Annotated in this window: 22 protein-coding genes, 1 pseudogene and 1 riboswitch; of the genes and pseudogenes, 13 read left to right on the forward strand and 10 right to left on the reverse strand. The window is 60.8% G+C overall.

Annotation, left to right across the window (positions count from 1 at the left end; genetic code table 11):
* Window positions 1-29: 29 nt before the first annotated feature.
* Window positions 30-821, reverse strand: coding sequence for a type I methionyl aminopeptidase (map, locus tag QRN33_RS11940; protein WP_123419385.1), 792 nt, complete (start codon window positions 819-821; stop codon window positions 30-32).
* Window positions 818-1045, reverse strand: a complete 228-nt coding sequence (locus QRN33_RS11945) for a ParD-like family protein (RefSeq protein ID WP_003225727.1) — start codon at window positions 1043-1045, stop codon at window positions 818-820. The genes map and QRN33_RS11945 overlap by 4 nt, the downstream gene beginning before the upstream one ends.
* Before the next feature lie 115 nt (window positions 1046-1160).
* Window positions 1161-1354, forward strand: a riboswitch (cobalamin riboswitch).
* 139 nt (window positions 1355-1493) lie between these two features.
* Here QRN33_RS11945 and QRN33_RS11950 point away from each other — a divergent pair.
* Genes QRN33_RS11950 through QRN33_RS11960 form a run of 3 tightly spaced genes read left to right on the forward strand, consistent with a single transcriptional unit; the run spans window position 1494 to window position 4281 of the window.
* Window positions 1494-2507, forward strand: a complete 1014-nt coding sequence (locus QRN33_RS11950) for an ABC transporter substrate-binding protein (RefSeq protein ID WP_064363448.1) — start codon at window positions 1494-1496, stop codon at window positions 2505-2507.
* The gene (locus tag QRN33_RS11955) at window positions 2504-3520 is read left to right on the forward strand and encodes a FecCD family ABC transporter permease (protein WP_227972491.1); all 1017 of its coding nucleotides are present in this window, start codon (window positions 2504-2506) and stop codon (window positions 3518-3520) included. The genes QRN33_RS11950 and QRN33_RS11955 overlap by 4 nt, the downstream gene beginning before the upstream one ends.
* Window positions 3517-4281, forward strand: coding sequence for an ABC transporter ATP-binding protein (locus tag QRN33_RS11960; protein ID WP_285408711.1), 765 nt, complete (start codon window positions 3517-3519; stop codon window positions 4279-4281). Before QRN33_RS11955 ends, QRN33_RS11960 begins: the two co-directional genes overlap by 4 nt.
* Here QRN33_RS11960 and QRN33_RS11965 read toward each other — a convergent pair.
* Both QRN33_RS11965 and metE read right to left on the reverse strand, forming a co-directional pair.
* Window positions 4220-4771 carry a GNAT family N-acetyltransferase gene (locus tag QRN33_RS11965; protein WP_285408712.1) on the reverse strand — a complete coding sequence of 184 codons (552 nt, stop codon included), beginning with the start codon at window positions 4769-4771 and terminating at the stop codon, window positions 4220-4222. The two genes, QRN33_RS11960 and QRN33_RS11965, sit on opposite strands and share 62 nt — an antisense overlap.
* Window positions 4772-4956: 185 nt before the next feature.
* The gene (metE, locus tag QRN33_RS11970; protein ID WP_285408713.1) at window positions 4957-7245 is read right to left on the reverse strand and encodes a 5-methyltetrahydropteroyltriglutamate--homocysteine S-methyltransferase; all 2289 of its coding nucleotides are present in this window, start codon (window positions 7243-7245) and stop codon (window positions 4957-4959) included.
* Between the two features lie 444 nt (window positions 7246-7689).
* Between metE and QRN33_RS11975 the strand changes: the two genes are divergently transcribed.
* The 3 genes from QRN33_RS11975 to QRN33_RS11985 all read left to right on the forward strand — a co-directional run bounded on the left by QRN33_RS11975 (window position 7690) and on the right by QRN33_RS11985 (window position 11098).
* On the forward strand, window positions 7690-9066 hold the full coding sequence (locus QRN33_RS11975) for a pyridoxal-phosphate dependent enzyme (RefSeq protein ID WP_285408714.1): 1377 nt from the start codon (window positions 7690-7692) through the stop codon (window positions 9064-9066).
* On the forward strand, window positions 9063-10235 hold the full coding sequence (locus tag QRN33_RS11980; RefSeq protein WP_083352573.1) for a cystathionine gamma-synthase: 1173 nt from the start codon (window positions 9063-9065) through the stop codon (window positions 10233-10235). The genes QRN33_RS11975 and QRN33_RS11980 overlap by 4 nt, the downstream gene beginning before the upstream one ends.
* Window positions 10236-10489: 254 nt before the next feature.
* Window positions 10490-11098 (forward strand): phage infection protein, encoded by a 609-nt coding sequence (locus QRN33_RS11985; RefSeq protein WP_285408715.1) that lies wholly within the window; start codon window positions 10490-10492, stop codon window positions 11096-11098.
* Between the two features lie 50 nt (window positions 11099-11148).
* Here the strand turns inward: QRN33_RS11985 and QRN33_RS11990 are convergent, their stop codons facing one another.
* Complete coding sequence (locus QRN33_RS11990; protein WP_285408716.1) at window positions 11149-12777, reverse strand: ATP-binding response regulator; 1629 nt, start codon at window positions 12775-12777, stop codon at window positions 11149-11151.
* A gap of 114 nt (window positions 12778-12891) precedes the next feature.
* On the opposite strand from QRN33_RS11990, the gene QRN33_RS11995 reads away from it, so the two are divergent.
* Window positions 12892-13494, forward strand: coding sequence for a LuxR C-terminal-related transcriptional regulator (locus QRN33_RS11995; RefSeq protein WP_285408717.1), 603 nt, complete (start codon window positions 12892-12894; stop codon window positions 13492-13494).
* Between the two features lie 7 nt (window positions 13495-13501).
* Here QRN33_RS11995 and QRN33_RS12000 read toward each other — a convergent pair whose 3' ends face one another.
* Window positions 13502-14500 carry a bile acid:sodium symporter family protein gene (locus tag QRN33_RS12000; protein WP_042606753.1) on the reverse strand — a complete coding sequence of 333 codons (999 nt, stop codon included), beginning with the start codon at window positions 14498-14500 and terminating at the stop codon, window positions 13502-13504.
* 83 nt (window positions 14501-14583) lie between these two features.
* Here QRN33_RS12000 and QRN33_RS12005 point away from each other — a divergent pair, with 83 nt between their 5' ends.
* The 3 genes from QRN33_RS12005 (at window position 14584) to QRN33_RS12015 (ending at window position 17248) form a co-directional block, all read left to right on the forward strand.
* Window positions 14584-15372: an AraC family transcriptional regulator gene (locus tag QRN33_RS12005; RefSeq protein WP_285408718.1), complete on the forward strand. Its 789-nt coding sequence runs from the start codon at window positions 14584-14586 to the stop codon at window positions 15370-15372.
* A 194-nt stretch (window positions 15373-15566) separates the two neighbouring features.
* Complete coding sequence (locus QRN33_RS12010) at window positions 15567-16031, forward strand: hypothetical protein (RefSeq protein ID WP_064363457.1); 465 nt, start codon at window positions 15567-15569, stop codon at window positions 16029-16031.
* A 242-nt stretch (window positions 16032-16273) separates the two neighbouring features.
* The gene (locus QRN33_RS12015; RefSeq protein WP_252872961.1) at window positions 16274-17248 is read left to right on the forward strand and encodes a TerC family protein; all 975 of its coding nucleotides are present in this window, start codon (window positions 16274-16276) and stop codon (window positions 17246-17248) included.
* A 115-nt stretch (window positions 17249-17363) separates the two neighbouring features.
* On the opposite strand, the gene QRN33_RS12020 is transcribed toward QRN33_RS12015, so the two are convergent.
* Together QRN33_RS12020 and QRN33_RS12025 are read right to left on the reverse strand one after the other, a co-directional pair.
* Window positions 17364-18464, reverse strand: a complete 1101-nt coding sequence (locus QRN33_RS12020; protein ID WP_064363459.1) for a polyamine ABC transporter substrate-binding protein — start codon at window positions 18462-18464, stop codon at window positions 17364-17366.
* Between the two features lie 249 nt (window positions 18465-18713).
* The gene (locus QRN33_RS12025; protein ID WP_281924212.1) at window positions 18714-20120 is read right to left on the reverse strand and encodes a purine-cytosine permease family protein; all 1407 of its coding nucleotides are present in this window, start codon (window positions 20118-20120) and stop codon (window positions 18714-18716) included.
* A 322-nt stretch (window positions 20121-20442) separates the two neighbouring features.
* Between QRN33_RS12025 and QRN33_RS12030 the strand changes: the two genes are divergently transcribed.
* Window positions 20443-20928 carry a flavin reductase family protein gene (locus tag QRN33_RS12030; protein WP_042606747.1) on the forward strand — a complete coding sequence of 162 codons (486 nt, stop codon included), beginning with the start codon at window positions 20443-20445 and terminating at the stop codon, window positions 20926-20928.
* Between the two features lie 138 nt (window positions 20929-21066).
* Here QRN33_RS12030 and QRN33_RS26700 read toward each other — a convergent pair whose 3' ends face one another.
* Window positions 21067-21834, reverse strand: a complete 768-nt coding sequence (locus QRN33_RS26700; RefSeq protein ID WP_420220201.1) for a methyl-accepting chemotaxis protein — start codon at window positions 21832-21834, stop codon at window positions 21067-21069.
* A gap of 138 nt (window positions 21835-21972) precedes the next feature.
* Window positions 21973-23013, reverse strand: a pseudogene (locus QRN33_RS26705) (cache domain-containing protein); the annotation flags it as partial.
* A 203-nt stretch (window positions 23014-23216) separates the two neighbouring features.
* Between QRN33_RS26705 and QRN33_RS12040 the strand changes: the two are divergent.
* Window positions 23217-24260 (forward strand): LLM class flavin-dependent oxidoreductase, encoded by a 1044-nt coding sequence (locus QRN33_RS12040; RefSeq protein WP_285408724.1) that lies wholly within the window; start codon window positions 23217-23219, stop codon window positions 24258-24260.
* Window positions 24261-24483: 223 nt separating this feature from the next.
* Window positions 24484-25302 (forward strand): alpha/beta fold hydrolase, encoded by an 819-nt coding sequence (locus QRN33_RS12045; RefSeq protein ID WP_064363468.1) that lies wholly within the window; start codon window positions 24484-24486, stop codon window positions 25300-25302.
* Window positions 25303-25359: the final 57 nt, after the last annotated feature.

The following is a 25359-nucleotide window of genomic DNA, read 5'->3' on the forward strand; positions in this document are numbered from 1 at the left end:
CTGGGTGAGGGCAAGCAGGCGACGCGGTCTCAGCCAATGGCCCGGTACCCTTCAATCTCATCCGGCCACGCCGTCAGCACTTCGAATCCGGTCTCCGTCACCGCGACCATATGCTCCCACTGCGCCGACAACGAGCCGTCCTTGGTCAGCACGGTCCAGCCGTCCGGCATGTTCTTCACATGGCGCTTGCCGGCATTGAGCATCGGTTCCACGGTGAAGATCATCCCGGCCTTGAGCTTCAGACCCTGACCGGGAAAACCGTAATGCAGGATCTGCGGCTCATCGTGATAGATCTTGCCGATGCCGTGACCGCAGTACTCGCGGACCACGCTGAAGCCCTCCGCCTCCGCCAGGCGCTGGATCGCATGGCCGATATCGCCCAGCGTCGCGCCTGGTTTGACTGCGCGAATGCCTGCGCACATGGCCTCGTAGGTGGTCTTGATCAGGTGCTGCGCTTCGGCGGTCGCCTCACCCACCACGTACATGCGGCTGGTATCACCGAACCAGCCGTCCTTGATCACGGCGATGTCGAGGTTGACGATGTCGCCGTCCTTCAACGGCGTGCCCGACGGAATCCCGTGACACACCACATCGTTGACCGATGCACAGACGGTTTTCGGGAAACCGTGATAACCGACATTGGCCGGCACGGCTTTCTGCACATTGACGATGTAGTCGTTGCACAACCGGTCGAGCTCATCGGTGGTCACGCCGGCCTTCACATGCGGCACCAGCATCGCCAGCACTTCGGCAGCCAGTTTGCCGGCGGCGCGGGATTTTTCGATGTCGGCGGGTGTGTTGATCCTGATCTGGTTTCTCATGCGCTGACGGCTTCCTGTGTCAGTTGGTGCAGATCCAGTCCGCCATTCTGTTCGGCGCGGATCAGCAGGCGGCAAATGGCGCTGTGGTCGAGGTTGGGGTGCAGCTCGGCGAGCATGCCGATGCGCATCCAGTGCTCGGCCTGCGCGTTGATCGAGCGGCTGAGTGCGTTGCTGGAGATGCGCAGATTTTCGTGCATGTCCTCTGAAATCTTTACGATGCCCATATATGAATCCACTACGATATGTATATGGTTCGTATACTAGCCAAACATTGCCACGGATTGCAAACGCTCCGGCATGGAAACACGGCAGATTCGGCTCCCCTTCACCGGCCTGATCGACTACCATGCCCGCGCCGGTTTCCACACGGAATTAATAGGGAATCCGAAATGCTTGCACAGCATCAATCGGAACTGCCCCCGCAACTGTAGGTGCCGAGCTTGCTCCTCGACTGCCACTGGGTAATCCCCGGGAAGGCCGGAGCATGGCGATGACGCATCAGTCAGGAGACCTGCCGGCACAGTGACTGACTAACCGGCGGGGTGTCCGGGAAGGACATCGTGCCGTGCGCTTTTTCACCATGCCGGCCTTGCGCTGTTCCAAGACCGCGCCCGAGGTGTGTTTCCAGACCGTACCCGCCCGCTCCCGTACGGTTCCCCTGGAGACTGCCCCATGCTGCTGCCCCGCGTTGCCACTTTGCTCACCTCTCTGAGCCTCTGCGCCCTGGCGCAAGCGGCGCCGACTGCCTATCCGCTGACCGTGGAAAACTGCGGCAGCAGCCTTACTTTCCAGCACGCGCCCGCACGCACGGTGACCATCGGCCAGGCCGGCACCGAAATGCTCTATGCCTTGGGCCTGGGCGACAAGGTTGTCGGCACTTCGCTGTGGTTCAACGACGTGCTGGGCACATACAAAGCGCAGAACGACAGGATCGAGCGCCTCGCCGATAACGAGCCGAGTTTCGAAGCGGTGATCGGCAAACGCCCGGAACTGGTCGCCGTCGAGCTGGAATGGATGGTCGGCCCGCAAGGCGCGGTCGGCACCCGCGAGCAGTTTCACGAGCTGAAGATTCCGACCTACCTGCTGCCCTCCGATTGCGAAGCCAAGGACAACCTCGTCGGTGCGGACGGCACGCGGCTGGCGCCGTTTCGCATCGACAGCATCTACAAAGGCGTGAGCCAACTGGCGGCGATTTTCGACGTGCAGGCGCGTGGCGAACAGCTCAATGAGCAGCTCAAAGCCAGCCTCGCACAATCGATCGCCACCGCGAAAAACCAGCAGCGCAAAGACGTCAGCGCTCTGGTGTGGTTCTCCAGCGCCGAGATGGACATCGAGCCGTTCGTGGCCGGGCACAAAGGTGTGCCCGATTTCATGCTCAGCACCCTCGGCGTGCGCAACATCGTCGAGTCGGATGAAGAATGGCCGACCGTCGGCTGGGAAACCATCGCCAAGGCCAACCCGACGTTTCTGGTCATCGCGCGCATGGATCGCCGGCGTTTCCCGGCTGACGACTACCAGAAGAAGCTCGCCTTCCTGCGCAGTGATCCGGTGACGCGCAACATGGACGCGGTCAAGCACAACCGCATCATCATCCTCGACGCCATGGCCATGCAGGCCAGCCTGCGCACCTTCGATGGCCTCGCACAACTGGCCACAGCCATCAACGGCTACGACCTGTCACAATGAGCAGTCGCGTGATCCGTGCCCTGCTGGTTCTGTTGACGCTGTCGGTCGCGCTGATCGGCGGTGTGGCCATTGGTGAGACCTCTATCGAGCCGAGCGTGGTGCTGCAAGTGCTGGCGAACAAGCTGTGGGGCGCCGGTTATGTGCTCGACCCGATCGACGAAGGCATCGTCTGGAACTATCGCCTGACCCGCGCGCTGGTCGCGGCGGCCTGTGGTGCCGGCCTGGCGACATGCGGGGTGATCCTGCAATCGCTGCTGCGCAATCCGTTGGCCGATCCGTATCTGCTGGGGATTTCCGCAGGTGCCTCGACCGGCGCGGTGATGGTCGCCCTGCTCGGCGTCGGCGCCGGAGCGATCTCGCTGTCGGCCGGTGCCTTCGCCGGTGCGGTGACCGCGTTCGTGCTGGTGATTCTGTTGGCGCGGGTCAGCGGCTCGGCCAGCGGCACCGGGCAGATCATTCTTGCCGGGATTGCCGGCTCGCAGCTGTTCAACGCCCTCACCGCTTTTCTGATCACCCGCTCGGCCAGCTCGGAACAAGCGCGCGGCATCATGTTCTGGCTGCTGGGCAATCTCGGTGGTGTGCGCTGGCCGTCGGTGTGGCTGGCAGTGCCGGTGGCTGTGTTGGGGTTGGTCGTTTGTCTGTGGCATCGCCGGGCGCTGGATGCGTTCACCTTTGGCGCGGATTCGGCGGCGTCTCTCGGCATTCCAGTGCGACGTGTGCAGATTCTATTGATTGGCTGCGCCGCGCTGGTGACGGCGGTGATGGTGTCGATTGTCGGCTCGATCGGTTTTGTCGGTCTGGTGATTCCCCACGCCGCGCGGTTGTTGCTCGGCACCGGTCATGCGCGTCTGCTGCCGGCCAGTGCGCTGGGCGGTGCGGTGTTTCTGATTGCCGCCGATGTGCTGTCGCGCACCCTGATCAAGGGTCAGGTGATTCCGGTCGGCGTGATCACCGCGCTGGTGGGCGCACCGGTGTTCGCGCTGATTCTGGTGGGTCGGAGATCGGCGCGATGAACCCGGTTCTGAGTTGTGCTGGTTTGGGCTTCAAGGTGCGTGGTGCCGAGTTGCTCAACGGTGTCAGTCTCGATGTTCAGCGTGGTGAAACCCTCGGTATCGTTGGCCCGAACGGCTCCGGCAAATCCACTTTGCTGAAACTGCTCGCCGGCCTGCGTGAACCGAGCACAGGCCAAGTGCAGCTCGACGGCCAGGCGCTTTGCAAGTTGTCCCGGCGCAGCATCGCGCAAACGCTCGCGGTGGTTGAACAGCAGGCCGATACCGATGATGGCATTCGCGTGTTCGACGCCGTCGCGCTGGGGCGCACGCCATGGTTGTCGGCGCTGCAACCGTGGTCGCCGGCCGATGCCGCCATTGTCGAGCAAGCGCTGGTCGACGTTGACGCCGTGCACCTGCGCGACCGCCTATGGCGCAGCCTCTCCGGCGGTGAACGCCAGCGCGTGCACATCGCCCGCGCCTTGGCGCAGCGCCCGCAGATTCTGCTGCTCGACGAGCCGGCCAACCACCTCGACATCCAGCATCAATTGAGCATTCTGCAAGTGGTGCGCACTCTGCCGGTGACTACGCTGATCGCCCTGCACGATCTCAATCAGGCGCTTAAATGCGATCGCCTGGCGGTGCTGGAATGCGGGCGGCTGGTGGCGCTCGGCGAACCGCTGCACGTGCTGACGCCGGAGCGCTTACAGACGACCTTCGGGGTCAGGGCGCACTACCTGACGGATCCGTTCGATGGCGCGCAGATATTGCGGTTTCACTCATGAACGATTGCATGTGCGTGGTCTGCCAGACCGGGTCCTTGTCGACCTGAACAATGGCGAAACCCTGGCGCTGCCAGAACTCGATGGCGCCCGGCAGAAACGGATGGGTGTGCAGGTAGATCAGCTCCACGCCGTTGGCTAGCGCGTGTTCCTTCAACGCCCGATACAGCGCACCAGCGAGTCCTGATCGGCGCTGCGAAGGCAGGACGAACAGGCGCACGACTTCCACCACTTTCAGGCCGGGATACACCAGTTGCGGGAAGCGTCGGTCATACGGCAGATAGCCGATCGAGGCGACGATCTGCCCTTCCTGACGAGCGATCAGAAAGCAGCCTGCGCCATGCAGATAAACCTCGGCGAAACGCGCCAGATCGTGAGGCGTGCCGGAGGCGCTGAGTTTGGGAAACAGCTCGGCGCGGGCCTTGAGGGTAAAATCGAGGATGGCCGGGATGTCGGCTTCAGAGGCGGCTAGAATGACTGGCTGCGGGTCCATGGGTGCGGGAGGTACCTGGGTTGCGGTGGGTCACGGTAACAATTGCGAGCCTGCCGTGCCATCCGGAATCACACCCCCCTGTAGGAGTGAGCCTGCTCGCGATAGCGGTGGGTCAGTCGCTTATGTGTTGAATGACACTCCGCTATCGCGAGCAGGCTCACTCCTACAGGGGACTGCGTTGGCTACTATGCCCACTCTTTGCGCAGCTGCCGCGCGGCCGTGACCATGTGCACCAACGCCGCTTCGGTTTCTGGCCAGGCACGGGTTTTCAAGCCGCAATCCGGGTTGACCCACAGGCGCTCAGCCGGAATGCGCCGGGCAGCTTTGCGCAGCAGCCCGACCATCTCCGCCACATCGGGAATCCGTGGCGAGTGAATGTCGTAGACGCCCGGGCCGATGTCGTTCGGGTAGGCGAATGCTTCAAATGCCTCAAGCAGTTCCATGTCCGACCGAGAGGTTTCGATGGTGATGACATCGGCGTCCATCGCCGCGATCGACTCGATCACATCGTTGAACTCGCTGTAGCACATGTGCGTATGGATCTGCGTCTCGTCGCGCACCCCGGAGGCGCACAGGCGGAACGCTTCGCTCGCCCAGTGCAGATACGCCGGCCACTGCGCCCGGCGCAACGGCAAGCCCTCACGGAACGCGGCTTCGTCGATCTGCACGATGTTGATTCCGGCGGCTTCCAGATCATTCACCTCGTCACGGATCGCCAGCGCCAGTTGTCGCGCCTGCACTTCGCGGCTGACGTCCTCGCGCGGGAACGACCACATGAGCATGGTCACCGGACCGGTCAGCATGCCTTTCATGACTTTGTCGGTCAGACTCTGGGCGTAGCGGATCCACTCGACCGTCATTGCTCGCGGGCGGCTCAGGTCGCCGAAAATCACCGCCGGTTTCACGCAACGCGAACCGTAGCTCTGCACCCAGCCGAAGCGGGTAAAAGCGTAGCCATCGAGTTGTTCGGCGAAATACTCGACCATGTCGTTACGCTCGGCTTCACCGTGCACCAGCACATCCAGCCCGAGGCGCTCCTGAATCTCCACCGCGTGACGGATTTCGCTGTGCATGGCGTCGGTGTAATCCGCCGCGCTGAGCTTGCCCTGCTTGTAGGCCTGACGCGCCAGACGAATCGCCGCCGTTTGCGGAAACGAACCAATGGTGGTGGTCGGGAACAGCGGCAGATCAAGCTTGCGCCGCTGTTTGGCAATGCGCTGGGCAAACGGCGATTGCCGTTGCGCATCGCCGGCCGTGATCGCCGCTACCCGTGCCTGCACCGCCGGTTTGTGAATGCGCGGCGAGGCGGCGCGACTGGTCTGCACCGCACGGCTCTGCGCCAACGCGCGCAGCACCTGCGGCGCTTCCGGCTCGCTGACAGCCTGGGCGAGCACGGCGACCTCTTCGCACTTCTGCACGGCAAACGCCAGCCAGCTTTTCAGTTCGGCATCGAGCTGGTCTTCACGACTCAGGTCCACCGGGCTGTGCAGCAACGAGCAGGACGGCGCCACCCACAAACGATCACCCAGACGCTCATGGGCATGCCGCAGTGTCGCCAGCGCGTTCTGCAGATCGCAGCGCCAGACGTTACGACCATTGACCACACCGAGAGACAGCACTTTATAGGCCGGCAGACGATCCAGAATGGTCGGGTACTGATCCGGCGCGCGCACCAGATCAATGTGCAGGCCATCGACCGGCAGGTTCGCTGCCAGACCGAGGTTTTCTTCCAGACCACCGAAGTAGGTGGCGAGCAGTTTTTTCAGCGGATCGCGCTGGATCTGGTTGTAGGCGCGCTCGAAGGCATTCTTCCAGTCCTGGGGCAGATCGAGCACTAGAATCGGCTCATCGATCTGCACCCATTCCACGCCCAGTGCCGCCAGCCGCGCAAAGATCTGCCCGTACAGCGGCAGCAGGCGATCGAGCAACTCAAGCTTGTCGAAATCGGTGCCTTTGGTTTTGCCCAGCCACAGATAGGTCAGCGGGCCAATGATCACCGGTTTGACGTTGTGCCCCAGCGCGCGGGCTTCTTCGGTTTCTTCAAACAGCTGCTCCCAACCCAGCTGGAATTGCTGGTCGGCGCTGAATTCCGGGACGAGGTAGTGATAGTTGGTGTCGAACCACTTGGTCATCTCCTGGGCATGAGCGCCGCCGCAGCAAGCGTTGCTGACACCGCGAGCCATGCTGAACAGGGTTTGCAGGGTGGCTTTGCCATCGTGCGGGCGGAAGCGCTCGGGGATCACGCCGAACATCAGCGAGTGGGTCAGCACCTGGTCGTACCAGGCGAAATCGCCGACCGGCAGCAAGTCGATGCCGGCGTTTTTCTGCAGGTCCCAATGGGCTTTGCGCAGGTCACGCCCGACGTCACGCAGGCCCGCCTCGTTCAGTTCTCCTTTCCAGAACGCCTCTTGCGCTTTCTTCAGTTCGCGGTCGCGACCGATGCGCGGAAATCCAAGGGAATGGGCCAGTGCCATGAGAACAACTCCAGGTGCTTATTCGATGGCGGCCATTGTCGGGAACGAGGCTTGATGAAACAAACTCAATTTATTCTAGATCATCACAAGTTCTACTCATGCATAGAGCCCCCTGTAGGAGCCGCCGAAGGCTGCGATCTTTGGACCGTAGGGACGCAGAGCGTCCCCGGCTGCATTCCCACGCAGAGCGTGGGAACCATCATAACTGCGACGTCCAGATCAAGCTTTTGTCGCGGCGAAGACGCCCTTTGAATACTGGATGACGCCTCGCTGTAACCACGTTCGAACTGTTCCGGCAGCTTGGCAAATTCGTTCTATCGTTAGATCCAAATGGCTGGCTTTCTCAAGGATTAAAGGTTGCGAGGGAAGATGTCTGCGCCTAAGTTGCACGCGAGTCTTTTCCCCGCGATCGGAACGCGATCAACACCATAAAGAGGTGAAGAAATGTCGAAGGAATCACGCCCTGCCGTGCTTGGGCTGATAGGCAATACTCCGCTGGTTCAGGTCACCCGTTTTGATACCGGACCGTGCACGCTGTTTCTCAAACTCGAATCGCAGAATCCCGGCGGCTCGATCAAGGACCGCATCGGTCTGGCGATGATTGACGCCGCTGAACGTGACGGCCGCCTGCAACCGGGCGGCACGATTGTCGAGGCCACCGCCGGCAACACCGGTCTCGGTCTGGCGCTGGTCGGCCGTGCCAAAGGCTATCGTGTGGTGCTGGTGGTGCCGGACAAGATGTCCACCGAGAAAGTCCTGCACTTGAAGGCCATGGGCGCCGAAGTGCACATCACCCGCTCCGACGTCGGCAAGGGTCATCCCGAGTATTACCAGGACGTCGCCGCGCGTTTGGCCAAGGATATTCCCGGGGCGTTTTTTGCCGACCAGTTCAATAATCCCGCCAATCCGCTGGCCCATGAATGCAGCACCGCGCCGGAGATCTGGGCGCAGACCGAACATGATCTGGACGCCATCGTCGTCGGTGTCGGTTCGGCCGGGACGCTGACCGGGTTGAGTCGTTTCTTCAAACGTGTGCAGCCGAATCTGGAAATGGTGTTGGCGGATCCGGTCGGTTCGGTGATGGCCCAATACAGCCGCGACGGCAGCCTGCCGACCCCCGGCTCGTGGGCGGTCGAGGGCATCGGCGAAGACTTCATTCCATCGATCACCGACTTGTCCAGCGTGCGCCACGCCTACTCGATCAGCGACGAAGAAAGCTTCGATCACGCCCGCCAGTTGCTCAAGGCCGAAGGCATTCTCGGTGGCTCTTCGACCGGCACCCTGTTCGCCGCCGCGCTGCGTTATTGCCGTGAACAGACCGAGCCGAAACGCGTGGTCAGTTTTGTCTGCGACACCGGCACGCGTTACCTGTCGAAGGTCTACAACGACCAGTGGATGACCGATCAAGGCCTGTTGCAACGCAAGGGCTACGGCGATTTGCGCGACTTGATCGCCCGGCGTTTCGAGGACGGCCGGGTGATCAGCGTCGGCCCTGACGATACCCTGCTCACCGCGTTCCAGCGCATGCGTCTGGCGGATGTTTCGCAACTGCCGGTGCTGGTCGAAGGCAAGCATCTGGTGGGCGTGATCGATGAGTCCGACATCCTTCTCGGCGTGCACGAAGACGCCGCGCGCTTCAGCCAGTCGGTGTCCAGCGTGATGACCGACAAACTGCAAACCCTTGCGCCGGCCGCGACCCTGGCCGAGCTGGAAGCGGTGCTCAGCCGTGGCCTCGTTGCGATCATCGCCGACGCCTCCGGCTTCCATGGCCTGATCACCCGCACCGACATGCTCAACCAATTACGGAGATCCCTTGCATGAGTCAGCACGACGATAAATCCCAAGGCTTCGCCACCCGGGTGATCCACGCCGGGCAGGAGCCGGACCCGACCACCGGCGCGCTGATGCCGCCGATCTATGCCAACTCCACTTACCTGCAAGACAGCCCCGGCGTGCACAAGGGTTTCGATTACGGCCGCTCACACAACCCGACGCGCTTCGCCCTGGAACGCTGTGTCGCCGACCTCGAAGGCGGCACCCGCGCATTCGCCTTCGCCTCAGGGCTGGCGGCGATTTCCACGGTGCTGGAATTGCTCGATGCCGGCTCGCACATCGTTTCCGGCAATGATCTTTACGGTGGCACGTTCCGCCTGTTCGACAAGGTTCGCCAGCGCAGCGCCGGGCATCGTTTCAGCTTCGTCGATCTGGCCGACCTGTCGGCGTTCGAAGCCTCGCTGCAGGACGACACGCGCATGGTTATGGTCGAAACCCCGACCAACCCGCTGCTAAGCCTGTCGGACCTGGCCGCAATCGCGCGCATCTGCCGCGCTCGCGGGATCATCTGCGTCGCCGACAACACCTTTGCCAGCCCGTACATCCAGCGTCCGCTGGAGTTGGGTTTCGACATCGTGCTGCACTCGACCACCAAATACCTCAACGGCCACTCCGACGTGATCGGCGGCATTGCCGTGGTCGGGCAGAACGCCGAGCTGGCGGAAAAACTCGGTTTTCTGCAGAACGCCGTCGGCGCGATTTCCGGGCCGTTCGATGCGTTCCTGACCTTGCGCGGGGTGAAAACCCTGGCGCTGCGCATGGAGCGCCATTGCAGCAACGCACTGGATCTGGCGCAGTGGCTCGAGCAGCAACCGCAGGTCAAGCGCGTCTACTATCCGGGCCTGACGTCGCATCCGCAGCATGAACTGGCCAAGCGGCAGATGCGCGGTTTTGGCGGAATGATTTCCGTCGACCTGAACAGCGACCTGGCCGGTGCACGGCGGTTTTTGGAAAACGTGAAGATCTTTGCGTTGGCCGAAAGCCTCGGTGGCGTGGAAAGCCTGATCGAGCATCCGGCGATCATGACCCACGCGACGATTCCGCCGGAGACCCGCGCGAAGCTGGGGATTGGCGATGGACTGGTGCGGTTGTCGGTCGGGGTTGAAGACGTTGAAGACCTGCGCGCCGACCTGGCACAGGCACTGGCGAGCATATAAGAAGCCACGCACAACGAAGCCCGCGCAATGCGGGCTTCGTCTTTTTTGTCCGTCGATCTGCCCGCCGTGGCAGTTCCCGAGGCCGATCCTATACTCAATCGGCTCGATCAAAATTACCTCGACACCCGCACGCCGTTCGGTGTGCCCGTGCCTTTCGCCAACCAGGTAAAACCCAAGCCAATGAGTCACACCGCCGGGCATACGCAACGGACGACATCTCATCGCTTTCTGGCTGCTGGGTCGTGGAGAAAACCATGAAATACAAGTTGTTGTCAGGCGTGCTTCTTGCGGTAGCGGCCGGTGTCGCAGTGCCGAGTGCGTGGGCGGCGCAACCGCAGGCGTTGGCTTCGGATGGGGCTGATCATGTTGGTGCCGGGGCGGTAGCTGCCGATGGCGCCGATAAGGTCGGTGCAGGTGCGGTGGCGTCCGACGGCGCTGATAAGGTCGGTGCTGGAGCAGTGGCTTCCGATGGCGCCGATAACGTCGGGGCAGGTGCGGTGGCGTCCGACGGTGCCGACCGTGTCGGCGCCGGCGCGGTGGCCTCCGACGGCGCTGATAAGGTCGGTGCCGGAGCAATGGCTTCCGATGGCGCCGATAAGGTCGGTGCCGGCGCAGTGGCTTCCGATGGCGCCGATAAGGTCGGTGCCGGGGCAGTAGCTTCCGATGGCGCTGACAAGGTCGGGGCCGGGGCAGTAGCTGCCGATGGCGCCGATAAGGTCGGTGCCGGCGCGCTGGCAGCGGATGGCGGAGATCGCACCGGCGTCAACCGTGTGGCCTATTCTCGGGTCGGAGTCGGCTCTGATCGCGTAGCATCGGCGCTGATGACCGGCAGCTATTCCGACCAATTCAACAGTCCGCAATAAACGCCCCGAAGAAACGGGCGGGCTCCCGAGCCGCCCGTTTACATCAGCCTCTACAGCGTCTTTTCGACCGCTTCGCCTTGTCGATCACGCAGGGCGCGTAATGTCGCGCGCAACTCGGCCGGGCGCACCGGTTTCGACAGAATGGCGATCTGCCGATCGTGCAAGGCTGCCTGAATCTTTTCGATGTCGTGACCGGTGATGATCATCGCTGGCACTGCCCAGCCGCGTTGCCGGCGCACCTCATCGATGCACTCGATGCCAGTGGCGTGGGTGCCGAGGTCATAGTCGGCGACGATGATGTCGCAGTCGGTGACCAGCTCCTCAGCCGACCACTCGGCCTGCACCACGCAGCCCCAGCGCTCGAGCAACGCCGACGTCGCCAACAGCACGTTGCGATCATCCTCCACCAGACACACTTTCAGCCCCGTCAACAAACCCACCTGCCGCGCTTCATCGCGTATGACCGGTGACGTTGGCGCCGCTGCGAACGATAAACCGGCGAGGGTTACTGCTGTGCCACGCCCTACCCGCGAACGCAGCGCAACCTGCACATCGATCAACTCACCTAGACGCTTGACGATCGCCAGACCCAGTCCGACCCCCTCGACGTCTTTATCGCGCACTTGTCGCACTCGATAGAACTCTTCGAAAACCTTCGGCAGATGCTCTTCGGCAATGCCGTTGCCGCGGTCATGGATGACGATGGCCAGCCCTGCCCCACGCTTCCGGACGCCGATCAGCACCGGCCGTTGCGCGCCGTATTTGAAACAGTTGGAGAGCACGTTCTGCACCATGGTCGCCAGCAGCGCCGGGTCGGTTCTGACCCAGTGGTGACAGGGTCGCAAACGCAGCTCGACACCCGCCCAACGCGCCGCTTCCTGATGTTGGCGGACGATGTCCGCGAGCCATTCGCCGAGGTTCAGCGTTTGCCATTTCGCCTCGACCCGGCCGTTATCCAGCGTATAAAGATCAAGAATCGAACGGAATAACTGCGAGACGTTAAGCAGCGAGCGGTCGATGTTGTCGACCAGCCGTCGCTCGTCGTCGCCCAAATGCGACTCGCGAAGACAGGCAGTGAACAAGCCAATGGAATGAATCGGCTGACGCAAATCGTGACTGGCCTGCGCGAGGAAGCGCGATTTCTCCAGATTCGCCGCCACCGCTTCTTCCGACGCCTTGCGCGTACGCTCCAACAGCAAGTGCGCGTAAAACGGAATCACCGTGCTGGTGATCAGCAGCATCAACACCATGAACGGTTGCGCCTGCCAGTACGGCGTCAAGCGATAGACCACCAGCAGCGCTACGAGCGCCAGGCCGGTGGCAATCGCCAGATAACGCGAGCCGTAGCGCATGCCGTTGCCGAGATTGACCCAGACCATCACCGCGTACAGAGGCAGCGCCGCCTCGCCGCCAATCACCAGACCAAAACAGGTGCCGGTGTAATCGTGGACCATGGCGAAAATCCGTCGCGCCGGATAATGCCCCGGCCAGCGCGCAATGGCTTGGCGGAACACAATCGAGGCGAGCAGAAACAGGACAATGTAAGTGATGACCGGCAGGTAGGTATCGAAGCGCTGGCCCGGCAGAAAACCCAGCACAACCATGTAAACCACCGCGATGGCGGCGATGATGATGCGCAGGTTGGCCTGGTCGAGTTCGGTATTTTTCTCGAACTTCATGGTAAACGTCCTTGTGCAGCAATCGTCAGTTTCGGAAGCAGCCTACAGGCAACCTTCGCGTCCAGTGCTAAGGTGCAGGCCTTGAATCACGCCTGACCCAGGGAGGGTCACGTCATGACATGCCGGATCATCATAGCCGACGATCATCCACTGTTTCGCGAGGCGATGCTGCGCACCGTACAGCGCGTGCTGCCCGCAGCGAATATCTGCGAGGCCGGCGACTTCGACGCTGTGCTCGAGCTGCTGCCACAGGGCGACGAGCCGGACACGCTGATGCTCGATCTGCGTTTTCCCGGGTTGACCTGCATCACCCAGCTCGCCGACTTGCGAAGACGATTGCCGCGCACCACGCTGATCGTAGTTTCGATGGTCGACGACCAGGCGTTGATCAGTGAAGTCATGGCGGCGGGCATTGACGGCTTTATCGGCAAGAACATCGCGCCGGATGAAATCGGCCAGGCGATTCTGGCGATCCGTGATGGCGAGGTGCTGGTGAAGTCAGCGCCGTCCGGCTTGCTGCCGCTGGAAACCTCTACGACGCTGACGCCGCGTCAGCAGGACGTGCTGCGGTTGATCGCGCAAGGCAAGACCAACAAGGAAATCGCCCGTGAACTGGATATTTCGCCGTTCACGGTGCGCATCCATGTGTCGTCGTTGTTGCGCACGCTGGATGTGCCGACGCGGGCCGCGGCGGCGGTCAAGTATTCGGGGCTGTGAAGGGTTTTTACGGGTCGACCTGCGCCATCAGATCAGGCACCGACTCCGGCCGCTTGGCATAGCGCTGGGCCAATACCGCGCAGACCATCAGTTGAATCTGATGGAACAGCATCAGCGGCAGAATCAGCACGCCGATGGTGCTGCCGGCGAACAACACCTGCGCCATCGGCACGCCGGTGGCCAGGCTCTTTTTCGAGCCGCAGAACAGAATGGTGATGCGGTCTTCCTGATTGAAGCCGAAGGCTTTGCCAAGCAGGGTCGAGGCCAATAGAACCAGGGCGAGCAGGATGCAGCAGACCACCACCAGGCCGAGCAGCTCGAACAATGGAATCTGCTGCCAGATGCCTTCATTGACCGCTTCGCTGAACGCGCCGTAGACCACCAGCAGAATCGAGCCCTGATCAACGAATTTCAGCCAGTTCTTGTTGCGCCCTACCCACGCGCCGATCCAGCGGCGGGCGATCTGCCCGGCGATAAATGGCAGCAGCAACTGCACGCTGATTTTCACGATCGCATCGAGGGTCGAGCCGCCGTCGCCGTGGACGTTGAGCAGCAAAGTCACCAGCAGCGGCGTAAGAAAAATCCCGAACAGGCTGGACGCCGCCGCGCTGCAGATCGCCGCCGGAATATTGCCTCGCGCCAGCGAAGTGAACGCGATGGCCGACTGCACCGTGGCTGGCAACGCGCAAAGGTAGAGCATGCCCATGTACAGCTGATCGCCGATCAGCGGTGACAACAGCGGTTTGAGCGCTAGGCCGAGAATCGGGAACAGCACGAAAGTCAGGCCAAACACCAGCAGATGCAAACGCCAGTGGCCGGCGCCGGCAATGATCGATTCGCGCGACAGCTTGGCGCCGTGCAGGAAAAACAGCAGGGCAATAGCGATGTTGGTCAGCCAGCCGAAGCCGACCGCGACCTGGCCGCTGGCGGGCAGGAAGCTGGCCAGCAGGACAACGCCGATCAGAGTGAGGGTGAAGTTATCGGGCAGAAAACGTGGGCGCGTCATGAGATTCATCCGGGGGGTTGCCAGTGCGTGCCGACGACTCTAACGTGACTGGCAATTACCGACTAACGCCGAAGAGCCGCAAGATGCCGCCCAAAGGACATACCAAGAGCGTTCGCCGCAGTGTTCCCGGGTTGCCCAGCCTGCCGCGTCCTGTGTATGGACGCACCGAATCACTGCCCAACCGCGCCCTCACCCGCCGTCATAGCCATCCGTGGGTGCAGTTGTCCTATGCGATTCAGGGCGTGCTCGAAGTGCAGACCAGCGCCGGCCGTTTCGTCGCACCGCCGGAGCGTGCGGTGTGGATACCGGCGGGCGTACCGCACCGGGTGTTCAGCGCACCGCACACGGAAATGCGCAGCCTGTATATCGACAGCAGCGTCACCGGTTGGGCGGCCGAACATTGCCATGTGCTGGGCGTCAGCGATCTGCTCAGGGAGTTGATCCGCGCCTTCAGTCAGGTTGCGGTGGAGTATGACGAGAGCGGCCCTGACGGACGCCTCGCCCAGGTCATCCTCGATCAGCTGGCCGATGCGCCAACCATCGACCTGATGCTGCCGCTGCCACAAGACCCGCGCTTGAAGCAGATCTACCAGAGCCTGGAGCAACATCCGGAACAGCAGACCACGCTGAGCCACTGGAGCGGCAAATTCGGCGTCACCGAAAAGACCCTGACGCGGCTGTTTCTGCGCGACACCGGCCTGACCTTCCGCGCCTGGCGCCAGCGTCTGCGCCTGCTCGGGGCGCTGACCCCGCTGGAGAAAGGTGAGCGTGTGACCGATGTCGCGCTGGCCTGCGGATACGACTCGACATCGGCGTTCATTGCCGCATTTCGTCAGCAATTTGGTGAGACGCCGGGGGAGTTTTTCCGTTGAGGCATGCGCCAATGGCCTGTTTGTATACGAGGGAACTCATCGCCCGACACGTCGCTACCATATTCCTCAAAATTTTGCACCTGTCAGGTCTGTCAGTAGTTGGCACACAAACCGAAGCGTAAATTGAATCTCCCAACCGGCGGAAAAGTCGGTTTGCCTAAAAAGCGGAACGCATTTTTATCCGGAGATTGATCATGACCGACATAATCAGGAACATAAAACTTGGAATCAACAGCGAAAACAAGCCACAGGATCTGGCGCACAAAATCGCCGCGGACGAGCGCTTCGACGTAAAGTTCTCAAAACCTTTTCCGCCCATTGAAAAGTTTGAAGCGACACATACCTGGTACGCCTCCTTCACAGGAGACTCGCGCAGCATCATTGGGCGCCATCAAACCTTGCAGAACTTCTACCAGCTGACATTAATTACTCCACGGGAACTTAAAAGCGGCACGTATAAACTCGAGGATTATGGTCCCGGCAAGCATTCAGTTGTTTTTATGGTTGACGGAGTGAGCATCAAGGGAGGTAGTGTTACTTACGATGTAGATGACAGCCGAAAATCAGTCAAAGCAACTCTCAAGTTCGACATTGTTTATGAGTCAACACCCTACACGGTCGCTGCAGATATATTTCTCCTGGCAACGGGAGAGCTGTGATCCATATATATTCCCTCGGTATCAGCTTGAATTCTGTGATGCGGTATCGCTGGAGGCTGGATTCGCCAATCGGCGGTACTTCCCATGCAGGAATGCTCCAATGAAATGCCAAAGTGCCCCGAGGTAGGACACTTCGTTTTTCTCGAACCAACCCTCAGAAATAAACGATTTTTCTTTGCCATAACTGCGTCGCTAGCATGGCCCCGTCTGACTCAATTCAAACAAGAGACAGGGAGCGTGCCATGCCTGCCACGAACATCAATATCGGCGAACCCTGGATGTGGGGCGCCTTCATCGTCTTCGTTCTGGCCATGCTGGCCCTGGACTTGTTTGTCTTTGGCGGCCGCAAGGCGCATCGGGTCTCGGTGCGTGAAGCGTCGGCCTGGGTGGTTGCCTGGTGCCTGCTGGCGCTGAGCTTCGCCGGTTTGCTCTGGTGGTACCTGCACGGCGAATTTGGCGGTGAAATCGCTCGGCAGAAAACCCTGGAGTTCCTCACCGGTTATTTGATCGAGCAGTCGCTGTCGATCGACAACATGTTCGTCTTCGTGATGATCTTCAGCTACTTCGCCGTGCCCCCGGAATTGCAGCGGCGCGTGCTGCTATATGGCGTGCTCGGCGCGATTGTCATGCGCGCGATAATGATCTTTGCCGGCGTATGGCTGGTGTCGCAGTTCGAATGGCTGTTGTATGCGTTCGGTGTGTTCCTGATCATCACCGGGATCAAGATGCTGGTGTTCGCCGACCAGCAACCGGATCTCGACAACAACCCGCTGTTGCGCTGGGTGCGCGGGCATATGCGTATCACCAGCGGTTTCCACGGCGAGCGGTTTTTCATCCTGCAAAACGGCGTGCGCTGGGCTACACCGATGTTCCTTGTGCTGGTGCTGATCGAGGCCAGCGACCTGATGTTCGCGGTCGATAGCATCCCGGCGATCTTCGCCGTCACCACTGACCCGTTCATCGTCTTCACCTCGAACATCTTCGCGATCATGGGCCTGCGCGCGCTGTACTTCCTGCTGGCGGACATGGCTGACCGTTTTCACCTGCTCAAATACGGGCTGGCGATCGTGCTGGTGTTCATCGGCGGCAAGATGGTGCTGATGCCGTGGTTTCACATGCCGGTGGAGTGGTCGCTGGCGGTAGTGGGTTCGGTGATTCTCGGGTCGGTGCTGTTGAGTCTGGTGACCACCCGCGAGGGCGAACGCAGCACCGAATGACCCACACAAAACCCTTGTAGGAGTGAGCCTGCTCGCGATCGCGGTGTATCAGCCAACATCTACGTCAACTGACACACCGCTTTCGCGAGCAGGCTCACTCCTACAGGGAATGGTCTTATTTATCTGACTTGATACTGGTCCACACCCGCGTGCGCACCCGCTCCATTTTCTGCGGCAACGGCTGGACCACATACAGGGTTTTCAGCGCTTCGCGGGTCGGAGTCAGGTTGGGGTTGTCGGTGATCTCCTTGTTGACCAGCGGCATCGAGTCCTTGTTGGCATTCGGGTAGCCGAGGAAATCGCTGATCGGTGCGATCACTTTCGGATCGAGCAAGTGGTTGAGGAATTCGTGAGCCTCGGCGACGTTCTTCGCGCTCTTCGGAATGGCGAACGTGTCGAACCAGATCGGCGCGCCCTCCTTCGGCAAGCGCCAGTCGACCACCACGCCGTTGCCCGCCTCTTTGGCGCGATTGCCGAACTGGTAGAAGCTGCCGGAATAACCGATCGCCACGCAGATGTCGCCGTTGGCGATGTCGGTCATGTACTTGGCCGAGTTGAAGTAGGTCACGTAGGGGCGAATCTTCATCATCAAGGCCTTGGCCTTTTCATAGTCCGCCGGGTTCTGGCTGTTCGGATCGAGGCCGAGGTAATGCAGGGCCAGCGGCAGGATTTCCGACGGCGAATCGAGCATCGCCACGCCGCAGGCCTTGAGCTTTTCCATGTTCTCGGGCTTGAACACCAGATCCCAACTGTCCACCGGCGCATTCTCGCCAAGGGCAGCCTTGACCTTGGCCGGGTTGAAGCCGATCAGCACGGTGCCGTACATGTAGGGCACACCGTACTGGTTGCCGGGGTCGTTGGCCTCGAGCAACTTGAGCAGGGCCGGATCCTGATGCTGCCAGTTCGGCAGTTTCGACTTGTCGAGTTTCTGGAACACGCCCGCCTTGATCTGGGTTTCGATGAACTGATTGGACGGCACTACCAGGTCGTAGCCGGAGTTGCCGGTGAGGAGTTTGGCTTCCAGTGATTCGTTGGTGTCGAAGGTGTCCCAGGTCACTTTGATCTTGCTTTGCTCGGCGAAGTCCTTGGGCACTGACGGCAGGATGTAATCCGCCCAGTTGTACACCCGCAGTTCGCGCTGCTCGGCCTGGACGGCGCTGGCCAGCAGCGTCAGGCCACACACGGTGGCGCCCAGAATGCGTTTGATCGTGACCATGGTTGTTTCCCCGAATGCGGCGTGAGATCGATGGTTTTTATGTTCTGTACACGGCAGTGGCTTTAACGAAAGCCAAGGGCAAAAAAGGTCGAGCCTGTTGTTATGGTTTCGATTCTTGCTGACAGCGTAGCGCGATGACAGTAGGCGGCAGGCCAAAAGGGGATCGATATGGCCAATTTGCGTGACCGCCGAGATACGCAAACAAAAATGCCCGGCACTGGGCCGGGCATTGCTGTGTTGCCGTTGGGATCAGTCGGTATAGCCGAGTCTGGCCGCCCTGCTCTGCTGCGCCTGACCGCGCGTTGCCAGGCAGTAATACAGCGGCACCGTTACCACCAGGCCGACCAGCCAGGACAGGTCGGCACCTTCCACCAGATTGGCGTATGGCCCGACGTACAGCGAGGTATTGGCAAACGGCAGCTGCACGATGATGCCGATGAAGTAGGCAATGATCGCGTGCAGGTTGAAACGCCCGTAGATCCCGCCATCGGCGCGGAAGATCGAGGTGATGTCGTAGTTGCCGCGCTTGATCAGGTAGAAGTCGATCAGGTTGATCGACGCCCACGGCACCAGCACCAGCAACAGCGCCAGAATCAGCCCGATGAACTGGGAAATGAAATCCGCCGAAGCGCCGAGGGCGACCACGCAGCATCCGCCGAGGATCACGCTCGACAGCACCACGCGCACCTTGATGCTCGGCGTCCACTGGCTGGCGAAGGTCTGGATCGAGGTGATGATCGACAGCACCGCGCCATACAAGTTGAGCGCGTTGTGGCTGATGATATTGAGCAGGAACAGCACCATCAGAATCGGCCCCAGCCAGCCGGTGGATTGCTTGACCGCCGCCATCGCTTCAGTGCCTTCCGGCGTCGCCAGCACCGCAACCGCGCCAAAACTGAACGACAGAATCGTGCCCAGCGTCGCGCCCAGATACGTCGCCCAAAATGGCTTGGCAATGCCGATGTCCGCCGGCAGATAACGCGAGTAGTCGGAGACGTACGGCGAGAAACTGATCTGCCAGATGATGCCCAGCGATACCGTCGCCAGCCAACCGGACAGATTGAAACTGCCGCGGGTCAGGAAGTCCGCTGGCAGGTCATGGGCGAAGATGTAGATAAACCCGGCGAGCAACGCGCCGCCCATCACCCAAGTGCCAATGCGATTGAGCGTGTGGATGAAGTTGTAGCCGATCACACCGATCGCAGTAGCGGCCAGCGCGCCGATCAGAATGCTCAGCGGGGCTGGCACTGACGGCGCGATGCCGACGATGGATTTGCCGGCGAGCACGATGTTGGAAATGAAGAACCCGATATAGATGAGCGCCGCAAAGAACACGATAAGCAGCGCGCCATATCGGCCGAACTGGCCGCGACTCTGGACCATTTGCGGAATGCCCATGCGCGGGCCCTGGGCCGACGCCAGCGCAATCACCACGCCGCCGATCATGTGCCCCAGCGCAATCGCCAGCAGCCCCCACCACAGATTGAGATGGAACACCTGAACCACCATGGCGCCGGTGACGATGGGCAGTGGCGCGATGTTGGTGCTGAACCACAGAGTGAACAGGTCGCGGGCCTTCCCGTGGCGTTCCGCGAGTGGGACGTAATCGACCGTATGATTCTCGATCAACGGATCTTGCCGGGACATCTGGGACATATGCATGAACTCGAGTTTGTCTGTTTTTATCTTTGTATGAAGCCAAACCGGGAGGACTCTTGGGTCGCCCCTCAGATGCAGACCATATTATGGTATTCCAAGCTTTGCACAAGCCTGATCCGCTGATTCTGTCGTTCTCTGATCCGATATCCTCGCTGATCCTGCCCCTCATCGGCTAGCTGAAAGCCCCGTAAACATTGAGTTTCCGACGAAAGCAGCACGTTTATCGGTTCACCATAAAAGCCCTTGCAACATATGTATTACGGTATACCATCAGACCTACAAATCATAAAATCCGTGTCACACACCCGAGGACCACCCAATGATCGATGCTGCCATTTACAAACAAGTCATGGGCTCGTTCCCGTCCGGCGTCACCGTCATCACTACCCTGGACGACGACGGCCAGATCGTCGGCCTGACCGCCAGCGCCTTCAGCTCGCTGTCGATGGACCCGGCGCTGGTGTTGTTCTGCCCCAACTACAGTTCCGACTCGTACCCGGTGCTGATCAAGAACAAACGCTTTGCGATTCACCTGCTGTCCAGCGTGCAGCAGAGCGAAGCCTATGCCTTCGCCCGCAAAGGCAAGGACAAAGCGCAGGGCATCGAGTGGACGTTGAGCGCACTGGGCAACCCGATCCTTGCCAATGCCACGGCGGTGATCGAGTGCGAGTTGTGGCGTGAGTACGAAGGTGGCGACCACGCGATCATGGTCGGCGCGGTGAAGAACCTGATCGTCCCTGAGCAAGTCGCCGGGCCGCTGGTGTACTGCCACGGCAAGATGGGTGCGTTGCCGGTTGTGGCGTGATCCCGAAACTGCAGAACGCACCAATCCCTTGTAGGAGTGAGCCTGCTCGCGATCGCAGTGTGTCAGTCGATGCAGATGTTGGCTGATATTCCGCTATCGCGAGCAGGCTCACTCCTACAGGGGTTTCGGTGTAGCTGATTACGTCCGGAACCGGCTCACCAACTGATTCAACGTCTGCGACAACGCCGTCAGGTTCTGCGCATCCTGCCGAGTCGAGTCCGCAAGGCTTGCGACCAACTGCGCATCGCCATGAATCTGGCTGATGTGCCGATTGATGTCCTCCGCCACCTGATGCTGTTCCTCCGCCGCCGTGGCGATCTGCGTGTTCATGTCGCGAATCACATCCACCGACTCGCGAATCAATTCAAAACTCGCCCGCGCCTCGTTGATCGACACCACGGTTTCCTGTGACACCTCCAGGCTGGCGTGCATCTGCTTGCCCATCTGGTGGGTGCGCCGCGCCAGATTGCCAAGCAGTGCGTCAATCTCACCGGTGGAATCCGAGGTGCGTTTGGCCAGCGCGCGAACTTCATCGGCGACCACGGCGAAGCCCCTGCCCTGCTCTCCGGCGCGCGCGGCTTCGATGGCGGCGTTGAGCGCGAGCAGATTGGTCTGCTCGGCAATCGAGCGGATGGTGCCGAGGATCGACTGGATGTCGTTGCTGTCCTGCTCCAGTTGCTGCATCGACTCGGCACTGTGGCCGATCTCCTGGCTCAAACGCCCAACATTGCTCACCGCCGCGTCGATCTGTTGCTGCCCGGTATGTGCCTGACGCTGACCGTTGTCTGCCGAATCGGCGGCCTGACTGCAGGAGCGCGCGACCTCGTTGGACGTGGCGACCATTTCGTGGAATGCGGTCGACACCATGTCCACCGCCTCACGCTGACGTGCAGCCACGTCGGCCATTTCCGCCGAGACTTCGGTGGCGCTGCCGGAGCTGCTGTGAATCTGTCCCGCCGCCTGGCCGATACGCTGGATCAGCGTACGAATCGCCTCAAGAAACTGGTTGAACCAGCCGGCCAGTTGCGCGGTTTCGTCCTGCCCGCGCACTTCCAGTCGCGCCGTCAGATCGCCCTCGCCTTGAGCAATGCCTTCGAGACCGCTGGCGACACCACGAATCGGCTTGACCATCAGCCCGGCGAACCACGCGCCGACCATCGCAAACAGCAACGCGCAGATCACTGCGATAGCGCCGATCAGCCAGGTCAAACGAGTCGCCCCTGCCATCACTTCGCTCGCCTTCACCAAGCCGACAAACCGCCAGCCCAACGCCTGCGAAGGCCAGACCAGCGCCATGTAATCCTCGCCGGCCAATTGCACCTCGACCAGGCCTTTGCCCGCCTCGGCCAGTTGCTGATAACCGTCGCCGAGCTCGCTGAGTTTCTTGAAGTTGTGCGTCGGATCGCTCGGGTCGACCAGCACGGTGTTGTTGGCTTCCATCAACATCAGATAACCGCTTTCACCGAGGCGGATCTGCTTGACCAGATCGGTCAATTGCTTGAGCGACACGTCGATGTTGACCACGCCGGCATTGCTGCCCAACTGGTTGTTGAAACTGCGCACGGTGCTCACCAGCACCACGTCATCCGCCGCCCAGTAATAGGCCTCGGTGCGCAGCGTTTTGCCGGGATTGGCCATCGCCGTTTTGTACCAGGGGCGGGTGCGCGGATCGTAGTTCGCCAGTTGCGCATCGCCCGGCCAGAACAGATAACCGCCCTGCTCGGTGCCGAGTGACAGGTAGGTGTAAGCCGGATGCGCCTTGGCCAGACCGTCGAACAGCTTGAACAGCTGATTATCCTGCGGGCCCATTGGCACTTGCGCGGCGTCACTGCTCAGGTAGCGTTTGAGGCTGGCGTCGATGCTCTGCAGTTGCGGATGCTCGGCCAGGTAGGCAACGTTCTGGCTGATGCCCTCGAAAAACAGCTGCATGGCGTTTTCCACCTGACGCACTTCGCGCCCGGTGCTGTCGGTAAAGGTGTCGCGCGCGCCCTCGCGGACATTGAGGATGATCAGCGCTGCCACCAGTAACACCGGCAGGCTGGCGATTACCGCAAACGCCAAAGTCAGTTTTTGTTTTATGTTCATTGCTTGCGCCTTCCTTGTTCGAAGTGTCGGTCAGAAATGTTTTGCGGATATTCCGTATTATGGTATACCAATATTCAATCAACCGAACAGCCGTCCTTGAAGGCGTGCTTGAATGGTGAGAAGACTCGCGAGCGCACAGCGTTCACGTCAGTTCGACAGGCCCGCACACGACCGGCCAATTACAAAAGACTCGAGGTAGCGTCATGAAATTTTCCCTGTTCGTACACATGGAACGCTGGGACGAAAGCGTCAGCCACCGCCAACTGTTCGAAGACCTGACCGAACTGACCCTGATGGCCGAGGCCGGCGGTTTCAGCACCGTGTGGATCGGCGAACACCACGCCATGGAATACACCATCTCCCCAAGCCCGATGCCGCTGCTGGCCTACCTCGCAGCGAAAACCACGACCATCCACCTCGGCGCCGGCACCATCATCGCGCCGTTCTGGCACCCACTGCGCGTCGCCGGTGAATGCGCCCTGCTCGACGTGATCAGCAACGGCCGCATGGAAGTCGGCCTCGCCCGTGGTGCTTATCAGGTTGAATTCGACCGCATGGCCGGCGGCATGCCCGCCTCCAGCGGCGGCCAGGCCCTGCGCGAAATGGTCCCGGTGGTCCGCGCCCTGTGGCAAGGCGACTACGCCCACGACGGCGACATCTGGAAATTCCCCACCTCCACCAGCGTGCCGAAACCGATACAAAAGCCCAACCCACCCATGTGGATCGCCGCCCGCGACCCCGACTCGCACAACTTCGCCGTGGCCAATGGTTGCAACGTCATGGTCACGCCTTTGATGAAAGGCGACGAAGAAGTCCTCGACCTGAAAAACAAATTCCAGACCGCGCTGGACAACAACCCTGACGTGCCGCGCCCACAACTGATGGTGCTGCGCCACACCCACGTGCACACCGCCGACGAACCGGACGGCTGGAAAGTCGGCGCAAAAGCCATCTCACGTTTCTACCGCACCTTCGACGCGTGGTTCGGCAACAAGCAAACCCCGGTCAACGGCTTCCTCGCCCCGAGCCCCGAGGAGAAATTTGCCGGGCGTCCGGAGTTTGAACTGGAAAGCCTGCACAAGACCGCGATGATCGGCACCCCGGAAGAGATCATTCCGCGGATCAAGTACTACCAGGAACTGGGCGTGGATGAGTTCAGTTTCTGGTGTGACAACAGCCTGCCGCATGAAGAGAAGAAGAAATCGCTGGAGTTGTTTATCAGGCATGTGGTGCCGGCGTTTCGCTAGAAGCCTGTCGATATTCGAACATTGAAAAAAGGGCGACTCCGCCGGGAGTTCGCCCTTTTTTTCAATTCTGTAATGTCGAGCTGAAATACTCACCGCGCAACGTACTGCTCTTTCCTTCCGCCAAACCAGCACCTGCGTACAAGTGACTTTCGCATTTTGCGCGGATAGTGGCCGTTGCCCATTCGGCATCTATTCTTGCCACACACGATCACAAGGAGTTTGCATGAGCACCTTCAAGACCCAAGACGGCACCGAGATCTATTACAAGGACTGGGGCAGCGGCAAGCCCGTGCTGTTCAGCCACGGCTGGCCGCTGGATGCCGACATGTGGGAATACCAGATGGAATACCTGAGCAGTCGCGGCTACCGCACTATCGCGTTCGACCGCCGTGGTTTCGGTCGCTCGGATCAGCCGTGGACTGGCTACGACTACGACACCTTCGCTGATGACATCGCCGGCCTGATCAACCATCTGGATCTGCGCGACGTGACCCTGGTCGGCTTTTCCATGGGTGGCGGCGACGTCAGCCGTTACATCGCCCGGCATGGCAGCGAGCGCGTTGCCGGTCTGGTATTGCTGGGAGCGGTCACGCCGCTGTTCGGCAAGAAAGCCGACTTCGCCGACGGCGTCGACAAATCGGTATTCGACGGCATCAAGGCTGGCCTGCTGAAGGATCGCGCGCAGTTCATCGCTGACTTCAACACGCCGTTTTACGGCATCAATCAGGGCCAGAAAATCTCTGACGGCGTGCTCACGCAAACTCTGAACATTGCGCTGCTGGCGTCGCTCAAGGGCACAGTCGACTGCGTAACCGCGTTCTCGGAAACCGACTTCCGCCCGGACATGGCCAAGATCGACGTGCCGACTCTGGTGATCCATGGCGATGGCGACCAGATCGTGCCGTTCGAAATCACCGGCAAGCAGGCCGCCGCGCAAATCAAGGACGCTGAGTTGAAGGTCTACGCAGGTGCGCCGCACGGGTTTGCCGTGACCCATGCGCAGGCGTTGAATGAGGATCTGCTGGCGTTCCTGAACCGCTGATTTCCGCTGGGCACAAGCGGCCGGTAAATGCTTATCCACCAAGGCCCGCGCATTGCG

Source organism: Pseudomonas sp. FR229a (assembly GCF_030209115.1).
In the GTDB taxonomy this organism is placed as follows: Bacteria; Pseudomonadota; Gammaproteobacteria; order Pseudomonadales; family Pseudomonadaceae; genus Aquipseudomonas; species Aquipseudomonas moraviensis_A.